The organism is Cupriavidus sp. WKF15 (assembly GCF_029278605.1).
Classification (GTDB): Bacteria; Pseudomonadota; Gammaproteobacteria; order Burkholderiales; family Burkholderiaceae; genus Cupriavidus.
In genome coordinates this window covers 2055222-2069911 of the sequence record NZ_CP119572.1, presented here as the reverse complement: position 1 = coordinate 2069911, position 14690 = coordinate 2055222, and the positions used below count along the sequence as shown (strand labels likewise).

At 63.7% G+C, this 14690-nt stretch carries 16 protein-coding genes and 2 tRNA genes; 15 read left to right on the top strand and 3 right to left on the bottom strand.

Going from position 1 to position 14690, the window contains the following annotated elements; all coding sequences use genetic code 11:
• Positions 1-156: 156 nt before the first annotated feature.
• From CupriaWKF_RS09575 to CupriaWKF_RS09515, 13 genes are all read left to right on the top strand, one after another.
• Positions 157-1041, top strand: coding sequence for an alpha/beta hydrolase (locus tag CupriaWKF_RS09575; RefSeq protein WP_276097668.1), 885 nt, complete (start codon positions 157-159; stop codon positions 1039-1041).
• Positions 1042-1091: 50 nt separating this feature from the next.
• On the top strand, positions 1092-1454 hold the full coding sequence (locus CupriaWKF_RS09570) for a RidA family protein (RefSeq protein ID WP_276097667.1): 363 nt from the start codon (positions 1092-1094) through the stop codon (positions 1452-1454).
• 26 nt (positions 1455-1480) lie between these two features.
• Positions 1481-3700, top strand: a complete 2220-nt coding sequence (locus tag CupriaWKF_RS09565) for a bifunctional (p)ppGpp synthetase/guanosine-3',5'-bis(diphosphate) 3'-pyrophosphohydrolase (RefSeq protein WP_276097666.1) — start codon at positions 1481-1483, stop codon at positions 3698-3700.
• 21 nt (positions 3701-3721) lie between these two features.
• Positions 3722-3798: transfer RNA gene (locus CupriaWKF_RS09560), tRNA-Val, on the top strand.
• 369 nt (positions 3799-4167) lie between these two features.
• The gene (gene thrS / locus CupriaWKF_RS09555; RefSeq protein ID WP_276097665.1) at positions 4168-6075 is read left to right on the top strand and encodes a threonine--tRNA ligase; all 1908 of its coding nucleotides are present in this window, start codon (positions 4168-4170) and stop codon (positions 6073-6075) included.
• A gap of 48 nt (positions 6076-6123) precedes the next feature.
• Positions 6124-6645 (top strand): translation initiation factor IF-3, encoded by a 522-nt coding sequence (gene infC / locus CupriaWKF_RS09550; RefSeq protein ID WP_276100741.1) that lies wholly within the window; start codon positions 6124-6126, stop codon positions 6643-6645.
• Between the two features lie 167 nt (positions 6646-6812).
• The gene (gene rpmI, locus CupriaWKF_RS09545) at positions 6813-7010 is read left to right on the top strand and encodes a 50S ribosomal protein L35 (protein ID WP_011297448.1); all 198 of its coding nucleotides are present in this window, start codon (positions 6813-6815) and stop codon (positions 7008-7010) included.
• A 28-nt stretch (positions 7011-7038) separates the two neighbouring features.
• Positions 7039-7395: a 50S ribosomal protein L20 gene (gene rplT / locus CupriaWKF_RS09540; RefSeq protein WP_008650487.1), complete on the top strand. Its 357-nt coding sequence runs from the start codon at positions 7039-7041 to the stop codon at positions 7393-7395.
• Between the two features lie 218 nt (positions 7396-7613).
• Positions 7614-8645 (top strand): phenylalanine--tRNA ligase subunit alpha, encoded by a 1032-nt coding sequence (gene pheS, locus CupriaWKF_RS09535; RefSeq protein ID WP_276097664.1) that lies wholly within the window; start codon positions 7614-7616, stop codon positions 8643-8645.
• A 63-nt stretch (positions 8646-8708) separates the two neighbouring features.
• Complete coding sequence (gene pheT, locus CupriaWKF_RS09530; protein ID WP_276097663.1) at positions 8709-11156, top strand: phenylalanine--tRNA ligase subunit beta; 2448 nt, start codon at positions 8709-8711, stop codon at positions 11154-11156.
• 87 nt (positions 11157-11243) lie between these two features.
• Positions 11244-11663, top strand: coding sequence for an integration host factor subunit alpha (locus tag CupriaWKF_RS09525; RefSeq protein ID WP_276097662.1), 420 nt, complete (start codon positions 11244-11246; stop codon positions 11661-11663).
• 122 nt (positions 11664-11785) lie between these two features.
• Complete coding sequence (locus CupriaWKF_RS09520; RefSeq protein ID WP_276097661.1) at positions 11786-12217, top strand: MerR family transcriptional regulator; 432 nt, start codon at positions 11786-11788, stop codon at positions 12215-12217.
• Positions 12218-12272: 55 nt separating this feature from the next.
• Positions 12273-12349, top strand: a tRNA-Pro gene (locus CupriaWKF_RS09515).
• 200 nt (positions 12350-12549) lie between these two features.
• Here CupriaWKF_RS09515 and CupriaWKF_RS09510 read toward each other — a convergent pair.
• The 3 genes from CupriaWKF_RS09510 to CupriaWKF_RS09500 form a co-directional block, all read right to left on the bottom strand.
• A complete protein-coding gene (locus CupriaWKF_RS09510; RefSeq protein WP_276097660.1) occupies positions 12550-12810 on the bottom strand; it encodes a hypothetical protein in 261 nt (86 codons plus the stop codon).
• 72 nt (positions 12811-12882) lie between these two features.
• On the bottom strand, positions 12883-13395 hold the full coding sequence (locus CupriaWKF_RS09505; RefSeq protein WP_276097659.1) for a cupin domain-containing protein: 513 nt from the start codon (positions 13393-13395) through the stop codon (positions 12883-12885).
• A gap of 41 nt (positions 13396-13436) precedes the next feature.
• Positions 13437-13697, bottom strand: coding sequence for a hypothetical protein (locus tag CupriaWKF_RS09500; protein WP_276097658.1), 261 nt, complete (start codon positions 13695-13697; stop codon positions 13437-13439).
• Between the two features lie 231 nt (positions 13698-13928).
• On the opposite strand from CupriaWKF_RS09500, the gene CupriaWKF_RS09495 reads away from it, so the two are divergent.
• The gene (locus tag CupriaWKF_RS09495) at positions 13929-14282 is read left to right on the top strand and encodes a hypothetical protein (protein WP_276097657.1); all 354 of its coding nucleotides are present in this window, start codon (positions 13929-13931) and stop codon (positions 14280-14282) included.
• A gap of 84 nt (positions 14283-14366) precedes the next feature.
• Complete coding sequence (locus CupriaWKF_RS09490) at positions 14367-14687, top strand: hypothetical protein (RefSeq protein WP_276097656.1); 321 nt, start codon at positions 14367-14369, stop codon at positions 14685-14687.
• The last annotated feature ends 3 nt before the right edge of the window (positions 14688-14690 follow it).

Below are 14690 nucleotides of genomic sequence, written 5' to 3'. Positions count from 1 at the left end.
CCGGATGCGTCCGGCCGAATCGCGTCGCGATCGCCGCAGTGCTGCGGCCGACGCAGTGGACTTGTGCAGTGGCATTGTAACCGCTGCGGCGTACAATCCTGCTTTGCTCAACCTCCGGCAACGCCCGTGCGGCGGCCGGTTCGTCAGGGAGTTCAGATGTCTGTCAGTCCGCGCCTCGGCTTTGTTCAGTGCATCAGTCCGGCGGGCCTGCACCGCATGGCTTACCACGAATGGGGCGATCCGGCCAATCCGCGCGTGCTGATGTGCGTGCACGGCCTGACGCGCACGGGCCGTGACTTTGACGCGCTGGCCCAGTCGCTGTGCGGCGATTACCGCGTGGTGTGCCCCGACGTGGCGGGCCGCGGGCGTTCCGACTGGCTGGGCGATCCGAACGGATATGTAGTGCCGAAGTACATGGCGGACATGGTCACGCTGATCGCCAGGCTGAACGTGGAGAAGGTCGACTGGTTCGGCACCTCGATGGGCGGGCTGATCGGCATGGGCCTGGCGGGGCTGCCCAATTCGCCGGTGCGCAAGCTGCTGCTCAACGACGTGGGTCCGCGCATCACGGCCTCGGCCGTGGAGCGGATCGGTTCCTACGTCGGGCTGCCGGTGCGCTTCAAGACCTTTGAGGAAGGGCTGGCCTATTTGCAGACCATCAGCGCCTCGTTCGGACGCCATACGCCGGAACAGTGGCGCGAGCTCAATGCCGCGATCCTTAAGCCCGTGCAGGGAGCGCAGGGCCTGGAATGGGGCTTGCATTACGATCCGGCGCTGGCCGTGCCGTTCCGCGGTGCCACGCCGGAGCAGCTCGCCGCGGGCGAGGCCGCCATGTGGCAGATGTTTGAAGCCATCACGGCGCCGGTGCTGGTCGTGCGTGGTGCGCAATCGGACCTGCTGCTGCGCGACACCGTGGCGGACATGGTGGCCCGCGGCAAGCATGTCAGTTCGGTGGAAATCCCGGATGTGGGGCATGCACCGACTTTTATCGATCCGGCGCAGATTGCCGTGGCGCGCCAGTTTTTCCTGGGCGGTGCCTGAGCGGCGCGGGGCCGGATCGTTCGTATCAACCAGAACTCGTTTTAAATGTCATGAGCAGCAACGAACTGAAGCGCGCCCACGTGGGCAAGCGCCTGTCCGAATACGCGGTGTACAACGGCGTGGTCTACCTGGCCGGGCAGGTGCCCGAAGTCGACCCGAAGGCCGACATCCATGGCCAGACCCGCGAAGTGCTGGGCCACATCGATCGCCTGCTGGCAGAGGCCGGCAGCGACAAGAGGCGCATCCTGTCGTGCCAGATCTTCCTGACCGACATCGCCCTGATCGGCGCGATGAACGAGGTATGGGACGCGTGGGTGGCGCAGGGCAACACGCCGCCGCGTGCCACCGTCGAAGCGAAGCTGGCCAATCCCGATTACCTGATCGAAGTGGTGGTGACCGCTGCGCTCAACTGAACACGGCGTGGTGACATGGTGACTCTATGGTGACGTCCACCGACCTGGCAGGCCAGGTTGCCGGTGTACCGGACGCCGACATGGTCGAACGTGCGCTGGCGTACGTGCGCGATCATGCGGGCGATGCGCTGCTGCCAACCGGCGAGCCGGTGCTCTCGCATGCGGAAGGGATGCTGCGCATCCTCGACGGCCTGCGCGTCGACGATGCCGCACGCGCCGCCTGCTGCCTGTTTCCGCTGGCCGAGTTCGCGCCCGCGACCGAGGCGGACATCGAGGCGCGCTTCGGTGAGGATGTCTGCAGGATGGTGAAGGGCGTGCGGCAGCTGCTGCGCATCGGCGCCATCGCGGGCGGACACGACGTGCAGGAGGATTCGCGCAACGTGGCGCAGGCCCGGCACGAACAGGTGGAGGCGCTGCGCAAGATGCTGCTGGCATTCGCGCAGGATATCCGCGTGGTGCTGGTGCGCCTGGCGTCGCGGCTGCAGTCGCTGCGCTGGATGGCGCAGCACAAGCGCGAGCCGCTGCCCGGTCTCGCGCGCGAGACGCTCGACATCTACGCGCCGCTCGCCAACCGCCTGGGCATCTGGCAGATGAAGTGGGAGCTGGAAGACCTGGCGTTCCGCTTCGAACAGCCCGATACCTACAAGCGCATCGCGAAGCTGCTCGACGAAAAGCGCATCGAACGCGAAGGCTATATCGCCAGCGCCATCGCGCGCCTGCAGTCGGAGCTGGCCGAGGCCGGCATCCGCGCCGAGGTGAGCGGGCGGCCCAAGCATATCTACAGCATCTGGAAGAAGATGCGCGGCAAGGAGCTGGACTTTGCTGACCTGTACGATGTGCGGGCCTTTCGCGTAATCGTGGACGACATCAAGGACTGCTATACGGTGCTTGGTATCGTCCACCACATCTGGCAGCCGATCCCGCGCGAGTTCGACGACTACATCTCGCGGCCCAAGTCGAATGGCTACAAGTCGCTGCACACGGTGGTGATCGGCGACGACGGCCGGGCGTTCGAGGTGCAGATCCGCACGCATGAAATGCACCACTTCGCCGAGTACGGCGTGGCGGCGCACTGGCGCTACAAGGAAGCGGGCAGCAAGGGCTATAGCGGACAGTTCGCCGCAAGCGACAGCTACGACGAGAGGATCGCGTGGCTGCGCCAGCTGCTGGCGTGGAAAGACGACGCCGACCACAGCGTGGCCCACGATGAATCGCCGTGGGAGCAGCTCAAGCATGCGGCGATCGACGATCACATCTATGTGCTGACGCCGCAGGCGCGCGTCATCGCGCTGCCGCAGGGCGCCACGCCGCTGGACTTTGCCTACTACCTGCACAGCGACCTTGGCCACCGCTGCCGCGGCGCGCGCGTAGATGGCACCATGGTGCCGCTGAATACGCCGCTGAAGAATGGCCAGACGGTCGAGATCATCGCGGTGAAGCAGGGCGGGCCATCGCGTGACTGGCTCAACCCGGAGTTGGGCTACCTGGCCAGCAGCCGCGCACGGGCCAAGGTGCGCGCGTGGTTCAATGCGCTGGACTCGCAGGAGACCATCGCGCAGGGGCGCGTGCTGATCGACAAGACCCTCCAGCGCGAAGGCAAGACCGCGGTCAAGCTCGAAGACCTGGCTACGCGGCTCGGCTTCAAGTCGCCGGACGAGCTGTTTGCCGCGGTGGCGAAGGAAGAGTTCAGCCTGCGCCATGTGGAGCACGCGCTGCGGCACCCGGAAGGGGAGGTGCAGGCGCCAGTCAGCGAAGAGGATGCCGTCACCAAGAAGAGCCGTGCCACCAGCGTGGCGCGCGGGGCCAAGACCGGCGTGCTCGTGGTCGGGGTGGACTCGCTGATGACGCAGATGTCGCGCTGCTGCAAGCCGGCGCCGCCCGACGAGATCGTGGGCTTCGTCACGCGCGGGCGCGGGGTATCGATCCATCGGCGCAACTGCCACACGTTCCAGCAGCTTTCGGCGCGTGCGCCCGAGCGCGTGATCCAGACCGAATGGGGCAAGAAGAGTGATGCGGTGTATCCGGTCGACATCCACGTCGAGGCCGTCGACCGCCAGGGGCTGCTGCGCGATATCTCCGAAGTGCTGTCGCGCGAGAAGATCAACGTCACCGGCGTGAAGACGCTGTCGAGCAAGGGCGTGGCGCGCATGCAGTTCACGGCCGAGGTGTCGGAGGCCACGCAACTCCAGCGCGCGCTGTCGCTGATCGAAGATGTGCAGGGGGTATTGCAAGCGCGGAGAAAGTAAGGCTATAATTGCTGCTTCGCTAGGCTCGTAGCTCAGCTGGTTAGAGCACCACCTTGACATGGTGGGGGTCGTTGGTTCGAGTCCAATCGAGCCTACCAACGAATTGCAGTAAAGCTGTACAAGAGCAGTACAACAACACAGTGTGGCAAGTCCGATTCAATCTCACAAGGAACGGAAGGGCATCATGTTCATGACACCGCGAACTACTACCGCTGGTATGCGACAGTAGTCGAGGTGCGCCTCCGTCCCGGTTGAGTCCGGATTTGACAAAGAGAAACGCGGCCTTGGCCGCGTTTTTTTTCGTCTGTCGCCTGCCAGCTGCCTGATAAGCTTGCCGCCTGCCGTGCGCAAGCACCAAGAACGTTGCCGGCGCGCCGCTTTTTTAGCGGTGGGCCGGTGCTACAAAAGATGCAGTTTGATCCGCCCGCCGAGCGCCAGGCGCCGGGGTGGAATCCTGGAGAGTCGAAATGATCGCAATCACGCTGCCGGATGGGTCCCGTCGCGAGTTTCCCGGCCCGGTGACGGTTGCCGAAGTGGCGCAAAGCATCGGCACGGGCCTGGCCAAGGCCGCGCTGGCTGGCAAGGTGGATGGCAACCTCGTCGACACGAGCTACTCGATCGATCGCGATGTGGCGCTGGCCATTATCACGGACAAGGACGCCGACGGCGTTGATGTCATCCGCCACTCCACGGCCCACTTGCTGGCTTATGCGGTCAAGGAACTCTACCCGGAAGCGCAGGTGACGATCGGGCCGGTGATCGAGAACGGCTTCTACTACGACTTCGCCTACAAGCGCCCCTTCACGCCGGAAGACCTCGCCGCCATCGAGAAGAAGATGACGGAGCTGTCGCGCAAGGACGAGAAGGTCACGCGCGAGGTGTGGAACCGTGACGAAGCGGTGGCGCTGTTCGAGTCGATGGGCGAGAAGTACAAGGCCGAGATCATCGCCTCGATTCCGGCTGACCAGGAGATCGGGCTGTACCGCGAAGGCAAGTTTGTCGACCTGTGCCGCGGCCCGCACGTGCCGTCCACAGGCAAGCTCAAGGTCTTCAAGCTGATGAAGGTGGCCGGCGCCTACTGGCGCGGCGATGCCAACAACGAGATGCTCCAGCGCATCTACGGCACGGCCTGGGCCAAGAAGGAAGACCAGGAAGCCTATCTGCATATGCTCGAAGAGGCCGAGAAGCGCGACCATCGCAAGCTCGGCAAGTCGCTTGACCTGTTCCATCTGCAGGAAGAGGCGCCCGGCATGGTGTTCTGGCATCCGAAGGGCTGGCAGGTGTGGCAGGCCGTCGAGCAGTACATGCGCGGCCGCCTGACGGAGGCTGGCTACGACGAAGTGCGTACGCCGCAGGTGATGGACCGTTCGCTTTGGGAAAAGTCCGGCCACTGGCAGAACTACAAGGAGAACATGTTTGTCACGGAGTCGGAGAAGCGCGACTACGCGATCAAGCCGATGAACTGCCCAGGTCATGTGCAGATCTTCAATCACGGGCTGCGCTCCTACCGCGACCTGCCGCTGCGCCTGGCCGAGTTCGGTGCCTGCCACCGCAACGAGCCGTCAGGCGCGCTGCATGGGCTGATGCGCGTGCGCGGTTTTGTGCAGGACGATGCGCATATCTTCTGCACGGAAGAGCAGATCGTGGCCGAGGCCAAGGCGTTCAACGAGCTGGCGTTCTCGGTGTACGACGACTTCGGCTTCAAGGATGTGGCGGTCAAGCTGTCCTTGCGACCGGACCAGCGTGCCGGCTCGGACGAAGTCTGGGATCATGCGGAGGAAGGCCTGCGCCTGGCCCTGCGCGCCTGTGGTGTGGAATGGGAAGAGCTGCCGGGCGAGGGGGCCTTTTATGGCCCGAAGGTCGAGTACCACATCAAGGATGCGATTGGCCGCTCATGGCAGTGCGGCACGCTGCAACTTGATCTGGTGCTGCCGGAGCGCCTGGATGCCGAATACGTCTCCGAGGACAATTCGCGCAAACGTCCGGTTATGCTGCACCGGGCGATCCTCGGGTCGTTCGAGCGCTTCCTGGGTATCTTGCTCGAGAACCACGCAGGTGCGCTGCCCGCCTGGCTGGCGCCAGAGCAGGTGGTGGTCATGAATATCGCGGAATCGCAGGCTGAATATGCCGAAAACGTCGTGCAATCGCTGCTAAAACAAGGGTTTAGGGCGAAGGCCGATTTGCGTAACGAGAAAATTACGTATAAAATTCGCGAGCATTCGCTTCAGAAGATTCCCTACCTGCTGGTGGTGGGCGACAAGGAGCGGGATGCCAATCAAGTGGCCGTGCGTGCCCGAGGCAATGTGGATCTGGGTGTGATGCCCGTTTCCGCGTTTGTGGAACGTCTGCAACAGGACGTTGCCAGCAAAGCCTGATGGGTCGGAAGCACGGCTTGTTTTTTTGTCTTCTTGAGGTAACGGAACATCGCTACGGACAAAGGTCACCGCATCAACCGGGAGATCAGTGCGCCCGAACTGCGCCTGGTAGGGGTTGATAACGAGCAGCTTGGCATCGTCAAGTTCATGGACGCGCTTCGCCTGGCTGAGGATAAGGACTTGGATTTGGTGGAGATCGCCCCGAACGCGACTCCGCCCGTCGCCCGCATCATGGATTACGGGAAGTTCAAGTACGAAGAAGCCAAGCGCGCGCACGAGGCGAAGCTGAAGCAGAAGATCATCCAGGTCAAGGAAGTGAAGTTCCGCCCTGGCACGGATGACGGCGACTACAACGTCAAGCTGCGCAACCTGAAGCGATTCCTGGAAGACGGCGACAAGACCAAGATCACGCTGCGCTTCCGTGGCCGTGAGATGGCGCACCAGGAAATCGGCGCGCGCGTGCTCGAACGCCTGAAGGCGGACCTGGAGGAAATCGGCCAGGTCGAGCAGATGCCGAAGATGGAAGGGCGCCAGATGGTGATGGTGCTCGCCCCCAAGAAGAAGAAGTAATTTTTGCGCGATGCGGCGGCCGGGATGCCAAGGCATTCCGGCATCGTGTCGCGTGGAAGTGGCGCGGAACCCTTTCGGGGAACCGTGCAACAACAAGTGGATGCGGGTCTTGCAAGCGTCGGCGTCAGCCGTCCACCTGCATGCATGTCATAGAGCTGGAGTTTTTCATGCCGAAGATGAAGACGAAGAAAAGCGCCTCCAAGCGCTTTACTGCCCGTCCGAACGGTTCGTTCAAGCGTGGCCAGGCCTTCAAGCGTCACATCCTGACCAAGAAGACCACCAAGAACAAGCGTCACCTGCGTGGTACCCAGGACGTCCATGAGACGAACCTGAAGTCGGTGCGCGCAATGATGCCGTACGCATAACCTCTAACGACAGCGAAAGGAGTATTCAATGCCTCGAGTTAAGCGTGGGGTTACTGCACGGGCCCGCCACAAGAAAGTCATCGACGCTGCCAAGGGTTACCGCGGCCGTCGCAATAATGTCTATCGCATCGCCAAGCAGGCGGTCATGCGTGCTGGCCAGTACGCATACCGCGATCGCCGCAACAAGAAGCGCGTGTTCCGTGCGCTCTGGATTGCGCGTATCAATGCCGCGACGCGTGAGCATGGCATGACCTACAGCGTGTTCATGAACGGTCTGAAGAAGGCCTCGATTGAACTGGACCGCAAGGTGCTGTCGGACATGGCTATTCACGACAAGCCTGCCTTTGCCGCCATCGTCAACCAGGTGAAAGCCACCGTTGCCTGATGCCGGCTGCGGCAACCTGTAAAGGTTGCCGGGCAAGCACCGACCGCAAGGTCTGCTGAAACGGGGCTCTCACGGGGCCCCGTTTCCATTTTCGAATGCCGTTTCGGCGATTGTCCCGCCACTACGCACGGGCAGTGCCGAAACGCCATTCGAAACGAACCCCAACCCTCGCCGCGGCAGATGTCGTGTCACGGCGCCAAGCTATTTCCACGACCGCCATGTCCCAGGATCTGGATCAAATCGTCGCCGAAGCCCAGGCCGCTTTCGCCGCCGCCAACGACAACGCCACGCTCGAAAACGAGAAAGCCAGGTTCCTCGGCAAGACCGGTGCGCTGACCGAGCTGCTCAAGGGCCTCGGCAAGCTCGACCCGGAAACGCGCAAGAGCGAAGGCGCGCGCATCAACCAGGTCAAGCAGCAGGTCGAGGCCGCGCTGACGGCGCGCCGCCAGGCGCTGGCCGATGCGCTGATGAACGCGCGCCTGTCCGCCGAAGCCATCGACGTGACCTTGCCGGGCCGTGCGGTCAGCCGCGGCAGCCTGCACCCGGTCATGCGCACGTGGGAGCGCGTGGAACAGATCTTCGGCTCGATCGGCTTCGATGTGGCCGACGGCCCCGAGATCGAAACCGACTGGATGAACTTCACGGCGCTGAACAACCCGGACAACCATCCGGCGCGCTCGATGCAGGACACGTTCTATATCGACGGCCGCGACAGCGACGACAAGCTCCTGCTGCTGCGCACGCACACCAGCCCGATGCAGGTGCGCTACGCCAAGATGCACGTGGAGAAGTATGCCGGCAAGCCGATGCCGCCAATCAAGGTGATCTGCCCGGGCCGCACCTACCGCGTCGACAGCGATGCCACGCACTCGCCGATGTTCAACCAGGTCGAGGGCCTGTGGATCGGTGAGGACGTGAGCTTTGCGGACCTGAAGGGCGTGTACACCGACTTCCTGCGCAAGTTCTTCGAGCGCGACGATATCCAGGTGCGTTTCCGCCCGTCGTACTTCCCGTTCACCGAGCCGTCGGCCGAGATCGACATGGCGTTCGGCAATGGCAAGTGGCTGGAGATCTCCGGCTCCGGCCAGGTGCACCCGAACGTGCTGCGCAATATGGGCCTGGATCCGGAGCGCTACATCGGCTTCGCGTTCGGCTCTGGCCTGGAGCGCCTGACGATGCTGCGCTATGGCATCAACGACCTGCGCCTGTTCTTCGAAGGCGACGTGCGCTTCCTGCGCCAGTTCGCCTGATGCGGCGCGGCCGCGCCCAGCCCATCCCAGACATCACAGAATACTTACCGGATCAGAAGCGCCATGCAATTCTCGGAATCCTGGCTTCGCACCTTCGCCAACCCTGAAAAGATTTCCACCGACGCGCTGTCGCACAGCCTGACCATGGCCGGGCTCGAAGTGGAAGAGGTCGGCCCGGTCGCGCCGCCGTTTGACAAGGTGGTGGTTGCGCACGTGCTGTCGACCGAGCGCCATCCCAACGCAGACCGCCTCAACGTGTGCCAGGTCGACGCCGGCACCGGCGAGACGCTGCAGATCGTCTGCGGCGCGCCCAACGTCAAGCCCGGCATCAAGGTGCCGTGCGCGCTGGTCGGCGCCGTCCTGCCGCCGTCGGAGCCCGACGGCAAGCCGTTCGAAATCAAGGTTGGCAAGCTGCGTGGTGTGGAAAGCTACGGCATGCTGTGCTCGGCGCGCGAGCTGAAGCTGTCGGAAGAACACGGCGGCCTGCTGGTGCTGCCGGAAGACGCACCGGTCGGCCAGAACATCCGCGAATACCTGGACCTCGACGACCAGGTCTTCGTCATCAAGCTGACCCCGAACAAGGCCGACTGCCTGTCGATCCACGGCGTGGCGCGCGAAGTCGCGGCGCTGACGGGCGCCGCGCTGACGCTGCCGGACATGAAGCCGGTCGCGGTGACCATCGATGACAAGCTGCCGGTGAAGGTGTCGGCGCCCGACCTGTGTGGCCGCTTCTCGGGCCGCGTGATCCGCGGCGTGAACGCCCACGCCGCCACGCCGGCCTGGATGGTGCAGCGCCTGGAGCGCTCGGGCCAGCGCAGCATCTCGGCGCTGGTGGACATCTCCAACTTCGTCATGCTCGAGCTGGGTCGCCCGTCGCACGTGTTCGACCTGGACAAGATCCACGGTGGGCTCGACGTGCGCTGGGGCCGCAAGGGCGAACAGATCAAGCTGCTGAACGGCAACACCGTCGAGGTCGACGAGCAGGTCGGCGTGATCGCGGACGACAAGGAGATCGAGAGCCTGGCCGGCATCATGGGTGGCGACAGCACCGCCGTGACGCTGGACACGACCAATATCTACCTGGAAGCCGCGTTCTGGTGGCCGTCGGCCATCCAGGGCCGTGCGCGCCGCTATAACTTCTCGACCGATGCCGCGCACCGCTTCGAGCGCGGCGTGGACTATGCCACGACGGTCGAGCATATCGAGCGCATCACGGCGCTGATCCTCGAGATCTGCGGCGGACAGGCCGGTCCGGTCGACGACCACGTCGTCAACCTGCCGCAGCGCAAGCCCGTGAGCCTGCGCCTGGCGCGCGCCGAGCGCGTGCTTGGCATCGAACTGTCGTCGGCTGTGGTAGCCGACGTGTTCCAGCGCCTGCAATTGCCGTTCACGCGTACGCAAGGCGCCGAGGGCGAAGTCTTCGAGGTGACGCCGCCGAGCTACCGATTCGACATCGAGATCGAAGAAGACCTGATCGAGGAAGTCGCGCGCATCTACGGCTTCGAGCGCATTCCTGCGCGCCCGCCCATCGCGGAAAGCGAAATGCGCCCGACCAACGAAGGCCGCCGCTCGACGCACGTCGTGCGCCACGCGCTCGCTGCGCGCGACTACCAGGAAGTCATCAACTTCGCCTTCGTCGAAGAGAAGTGGGAGCGCGACTTCGCCGCCAATGACAATCCGATCCGACTGCTGAACCCCATCGCCAGCCAGCTCGCGGTGATGCGTTCCTCGCTGATCGGCGGTCTGCTCGACAAGGTTCGCTACAACCTGAACCGCAAGGCCGCACGCGTGCGCCTGTTCGAGGTCGGCCGCGTGTTCCATCGAGACGCCGATGTGAAGGACGGCGGCCTGACCGTGGCCGGCTATCATCAGCCCATGGTGGCTGCCGGCATCGCCTACGGTCCCGCATTTGAAGAGCAGTGGGGCATCGCCACGCGCAATGTCGATTTCTTCGATGTCAAGGGCGACGTGGAAGCGCTGTTCCACCCGCGCGTGGCGCGCTTCGAGCCGGTTGCGCATCCGGCCTTGCATCCGGGCCGCGCTGCGCGCGTACTGGTCGATGGCAAGCTGGTCGGCGTGGTCGGCGAACTGCATCCGCGTTGGCTGCAGGAGTATGAGTTGACGCAAGCTCCGGTGCTGTTCGAGCTGCAACTCGATGCGCTGCGTGAAACGGGTCTGCCGGCCTACACCGAGATCTCGAAGTTCCCGGCCGCCGTGCGCGACCTGGCCGTGGTGGTGAAGCAGTCGGTGCGTGTGCAGGACATGCTGGATGCCATGCTCGCAGCGCTCGACAAGCAGGGTTATGGCCGCTATTGCCAGAGCCTGGTGCTGTTCGACGAGTTCCGTCCGAAGGCTGCATCGGCCTCCATTGGGGCCGACGAGAAAAGCCTTGCGTTCCGGGTGACCTTGCAAGATACTGGGTCGACCCTGCAGGACGAGACCGTCGACAGCGCGGTGCGCTGCATGGTCGACGCATTGGGCGAAGCCTTCCAGGCCCGCCTGCGCGGCTGACCACCAGCCCCCAGCACGCACACCAGACAGGGCGCCCGGGCAGTGCACCCGGGCGGATCGCCAGACAGAATTCCTTGAGCGATCGAAATGAATGATCGAGACGCGAACTCCATGACCGCAGCAGCTTTGGGCGAGATGAGCGACCGGCAGGCTTCCTCCCGCGACGACGACTCCATGCCGGACATCCGTGGCACGGAAGTGCCGACACTGACCAAGGCGGAACTTGCCGAGATGCTGTTCGACCAGGTGGGCCTGAACAAGCGCGAATCGAAGGACATGGTCGAAGCCTTCTTCGACGTTATTCGTGAGGCCCTGGAGCAGGGTGACAGTGTCAAGCTGTCCGGCTTCGGCAACTTCCAGTTGCGTGACAAGCCCCAGCGGCCGGGCCGTAATCCGAAGACCGGCGAGGTGATTCCGATCACCGCGCGCCGCGTGGTGACGTTCCATGCCAGCCAGAAGCTCAAGAGCCAGGTGGAAGAGCGCGCCGGCCTGAGTGTTCCCGGTTGACCGCAGAGACCACCCGAACGGCGGATTGCTTGCCGCAGCGGGCGTCTGTATGCTTCAGGGCGCGCTGATCGAAGCGCCAACCCAAACCGGCCGGCATGGCCTGACGCCTGTCTACACCTCTCATGTCGGACAAATCCAGCGAGCGCGTTGCGCTGCCGCCCATTCCTGCCAAGCGTTACTTCACCATTGGCGAAGTCAGCGAACTGTGCGCGGTGAAACCGCACGTGCTGCGCTACTGGGAGCAGGAATTCACCCAGCTCAAGCCGGTCAAGCGCCGGGGCAACCGGCGCTATTACCAGCACCACGAAGTCCTGCTGATCCGGCGTATTCGCGAGTTGCTGTACGAGCAGGGCTTCACTATCAACGGTGCGCGCAATCGTCTCGACGAAGGTCGGCAGGCTCATCACCAGGCGATGGCTGAGCCGGAAGAATCGCCTGCGCAAGCTGCGGCCGAAACCTCGGTACCATCGGTGGATATCGCCAATCTGCGTGGCGAACTCGTGGAGGTGCAGCACCTGCTTGCCCAGCTTCAGCAGATCGCGCGGCGGGCATAAATTTCAGTAGAACCGCTGGTCATCTGGGAAATGCCTCTGCTATAATCTTTTTCTTCGGGGCGTAGCGCAGCCTGGTAGCGTACCTGCATGGGGTGCAGGTGGTCGGAGGTTCAAATCCTCTCGCCCCGACCAGACAGAACCCGCTTGGTATAAGGCCAAGCGGGTTTTTTATTTGTAGCGTACGGTAGCGCGTGCGCGGTTCATATTGGAAGTCTTCCAATATCACGCGGCCGGCCACTGCAATCCTTGTCGGAGAGCGCAGCGGGCCAAGGCTCCTCAGCACCCTCGCAAATCGATAAGGTATCTAAAGCGCTCGACACCCGGGGCTTGCCTCAATCCGCCAAGGGAAACCCAAACACGTCGCCGGCCAGATCCCGCTCGAACAAGGCCACCCAGTCGATTCCATCCGCTGTCGCATACTGCTCGAACTGGCTACCGACGACGCGTCCGATGCTGATGGTCCTTTGCGCATTGGCAGCATGCTCTTGCACGCTGACTTCGAAGTCCTCGGGGACAAAGCCGTGCCGGGCACAGGCGGCTTCGAATGCGTCGCGTTCCCCGGTGGGCAGTTCGTGGTAGCGCTTCTGGGCCATGGATGTCTCCCGGACTCTTTGAGCCATCCTAGCATGCGGGCACGGGGTTTCCAGCCAGCGCACAGCGAGCGCTCATGCGGGTCGGCGCGCGAACCCCAGGATCTTCGCGGCATGCGCTGGAAACGCGCTGGCAAGGTCGGAGGCCTGCGCGAGTTCGAATTCGCTGAACTCGAACCCGGGCGCAACCGTGCAGCCAAGCAGGGAGAAAGCCTCGGGTCCTGACGATACGCGTTCGGCGGCAAACCAATGGTTGGCGGGCACCATGGCCTGGAATACCGCGTCCGGATATTCGAGCGGATTGCCAAGCCGATGCGTGACAAGCTTGCCGTCGTCAGTCAGTACATGCACATCGAGCGGCGTGCCGGCATGGAAGTGCCACAGCTCGTCCGAGCGAATGCGGTGCCAGGCGGAGTAATCCCCGCCGCGCAGCAGGTAGTAGATGGCGGTCGATGCGCTGCGAATCCGGCCATCGCTGCATCGGACGCTCTCGGTACTCCGGTAGGTCTCGCGGAAATGGCCGCCTTCGGGATGAGGCTGCAGGCCCAGTTCGTGAATCAGTCGGTCGGCGGTGGTGTCGGCTTGCATGGCTTGGCGTGGCTGGCGCTTGTCGGGACGGTCAGGGGCGGTCAGAGCAGGGCAAACTGCGCGCGGTCGGGGCCGATGAAGGCCGGTCGGCCGACGGGGTACCGGTGATGATCGCCGCTGGCGTCAAAAGAGAGGAAATCGGGTGTCCAGCGTAGAGCTTGCAGGTGCCGCAGCTCGATGCCCTGCACGACGATGGCGCCGCTGCCGACGCTGACCTGCGCGCAGGGCAGGCGCACGTACTCAGCATCGTCACCGAAATAGTGTGCTTCCAGCAAGATGGAGTCAGACAGATAGAGCGGCATGGCAGTGCGCGTATGAGTACTGTATGAATGTACAGTATAAATGCCTGGCGTGCCCGCGTCATCTGTCGAGACGGCATGTGCCGGTGCGACTGACCCTGCAGTCGCGCCGCCGGCATGACCGCCCTTGGTATAACCTGAACCAGATACCGGCAGGAATGCCGCTGCGCTTCGCTCTACGTGTCCGAGGGGGCTGCCATGGCGCATTGTCAAAGCAGGGCGTGCTGGTTTGGGATGGGCTTGCTGACCGGCGTCGCGCTGGCGTGCCTCTGCGCGTGGGCGGCGAAAAGCGCGCGCCGGCATGCGGAGGCGGGCGCCACCGAATCCATGCCCGCCGCACCGGAGCAGGCGGTAGACCCGAAGCCATTGCCCGAAGCGGCCACCGACATCGTCGAATACCGTGGCTTTATGGTCCACGTGTTCTGCCACGCGCTGAGTATCGATCGCTTCAAGGCCGTGTGCGATATCTGGGAGGCCGGAGCCGTCGTGCTGGAGGGTGGTGGGCCGCCGGCCACTTATCCCACCCCGGACGAAGCACGCGTGGCGGCCATCGCGTGGGCGCGCCAGTGGGTGCAACGCAATGGCTGATGTGGGTTGAACCCCCTCGCATGTAGGGTAATTGCTACGTTACTTCCGGCTTAAGGAGCTGCGGTACAGACCGTTAGACAGCGCATGGAAATTTCCCATCTCCCTCCCAATTCAGCCTCAAACGCCGAACTGATCGGCTGGGCAGGCGCGTCGCCCCAGGTGATTGCCAGGGTGCTGAATTCCGCGTTGTCCGCCCAGGATCTGTCCGGCTTTGCGGCGCTGCTGTCGGATATCGCCCGGGACCGTGGCCTGAAGGGCCAGCGTGCGGCGCATCAGTCGATCTATGACATGCCGTATGCCAGCCTGCTGCCAAGGCAGACGCACCTGCTCGCGGATGCCTTCGAGCTGCTGGTCCTGCTCGGGCTCGAGTTCCGCCCCCGCGAGCCGGACGCGGAAGAGGACTGAGCG

Bases quoted from the DNA above. Each gene is read 5' to 3' on its own strand.
- CupriaWKF_RS09575 (WP_276097668.1), top strand. From the start codon at position 157: ATGTCTGTCAGTCCGCGCCTCGGCTTTGTTCAGTGCATCAGTCCGGCG.
- CupriaWKF_RS09570 (WP_276097667.1), top strand. From the start codon at position 1,092: ATGAGCAGCAACGAACTGAAGCGCGCCCACGTGGGCAAGCGCCTGTCC.
- CupriaWKF_RS09565 (WP_276097666.1), top strand. From the start codon at position 1,481: ATGGTGACGTCCACCGACCTGGCAGGCCAGGTTGCCGGTGTACCGGAC.
- thrS (WP_276097665.1), top strand. From the start codon at position 4,168: ATGATCGCAATCACGCTGCCGGATGGGTCCCGTCGCGAGTTTCCCGGC.
- rpmI (WP_011297448.1), top strand. From the start codon at position 6,813: ATGCCGAAGATGAAGACGAAGAAAAGCGCCTCCAAGCGCTTTACTGCC.
- rplT (WP_008650487.1), top strand. From the start codon at position 7,039: ATGCCTCGAGTTAAGCGTGGGGTTACTGCACGGGCCCGCCACAAGAAA.
- pheS (WP_276097664.1), top strand. From the start codon at position 7,614: ATGTCCCAGGATCTGGATCAAATCGTCGCCGAAGCCCAGGCCGCTTTC.
- pheT (WP_276097663.1), top strand. From the start codon at position 8,709: ATGCAATTCTCGGAATCCTGGCTTCGCACCTTCGCCAACCCTGAAAAG.
- CupriaWKF_RS09525 (WP_276097662.1), top strand. From the start codon at position 11,244: ATGAATGATCGAGACGCGAACTCCATGACCGCAGCAGCTTTGGGCGAG.
- CupriaWKF_RS09520 (WP_276097661.1), top strand. From the start codon at position 11,786: ATGTCGGACAAATCCAGCGAGCGCGTTGCGCTGCCGCCCATTCCTGCC.
- CupriaWKF_RS09510 (WP_276097660.1), bottom strand. From the start codon at position 12,810: ATGGCCCAGAAGCGCTACCACGAACTGCCCACCGGGGAACGCGACGCA.
- CupriaWKF_RS09505 (WP_276097659.1), bottom strand. From the start codon at position 13,395: ATGCAAGCCGACACCACCGCCGACCGACTGATTCACGAACTGGGCCTG.
- CupriaWKF_RS09500 (WP_276097658.1), bottom strand. From the start codon at position 13,697: ATGCCGCTCTATCTGTCTGACTCCATCTTGCTGGAAGCACACTATTTC.
- CupriaWKF_RS09495 (WP_276097657.1), top strand. From the start codon at position 13,929: ATGGGCTTGCTGACCGGCGTCGCGCTGGCGTGCCTCTGCGCGTGGGCG.
- CupriaWKF_RS09490 (WP_276097656.1), top strand. From the start codon at position 14,367: ATGGAAATTTCCCATCTCCCTCCCAATTCAGCCTCAAACGCCGAACTG.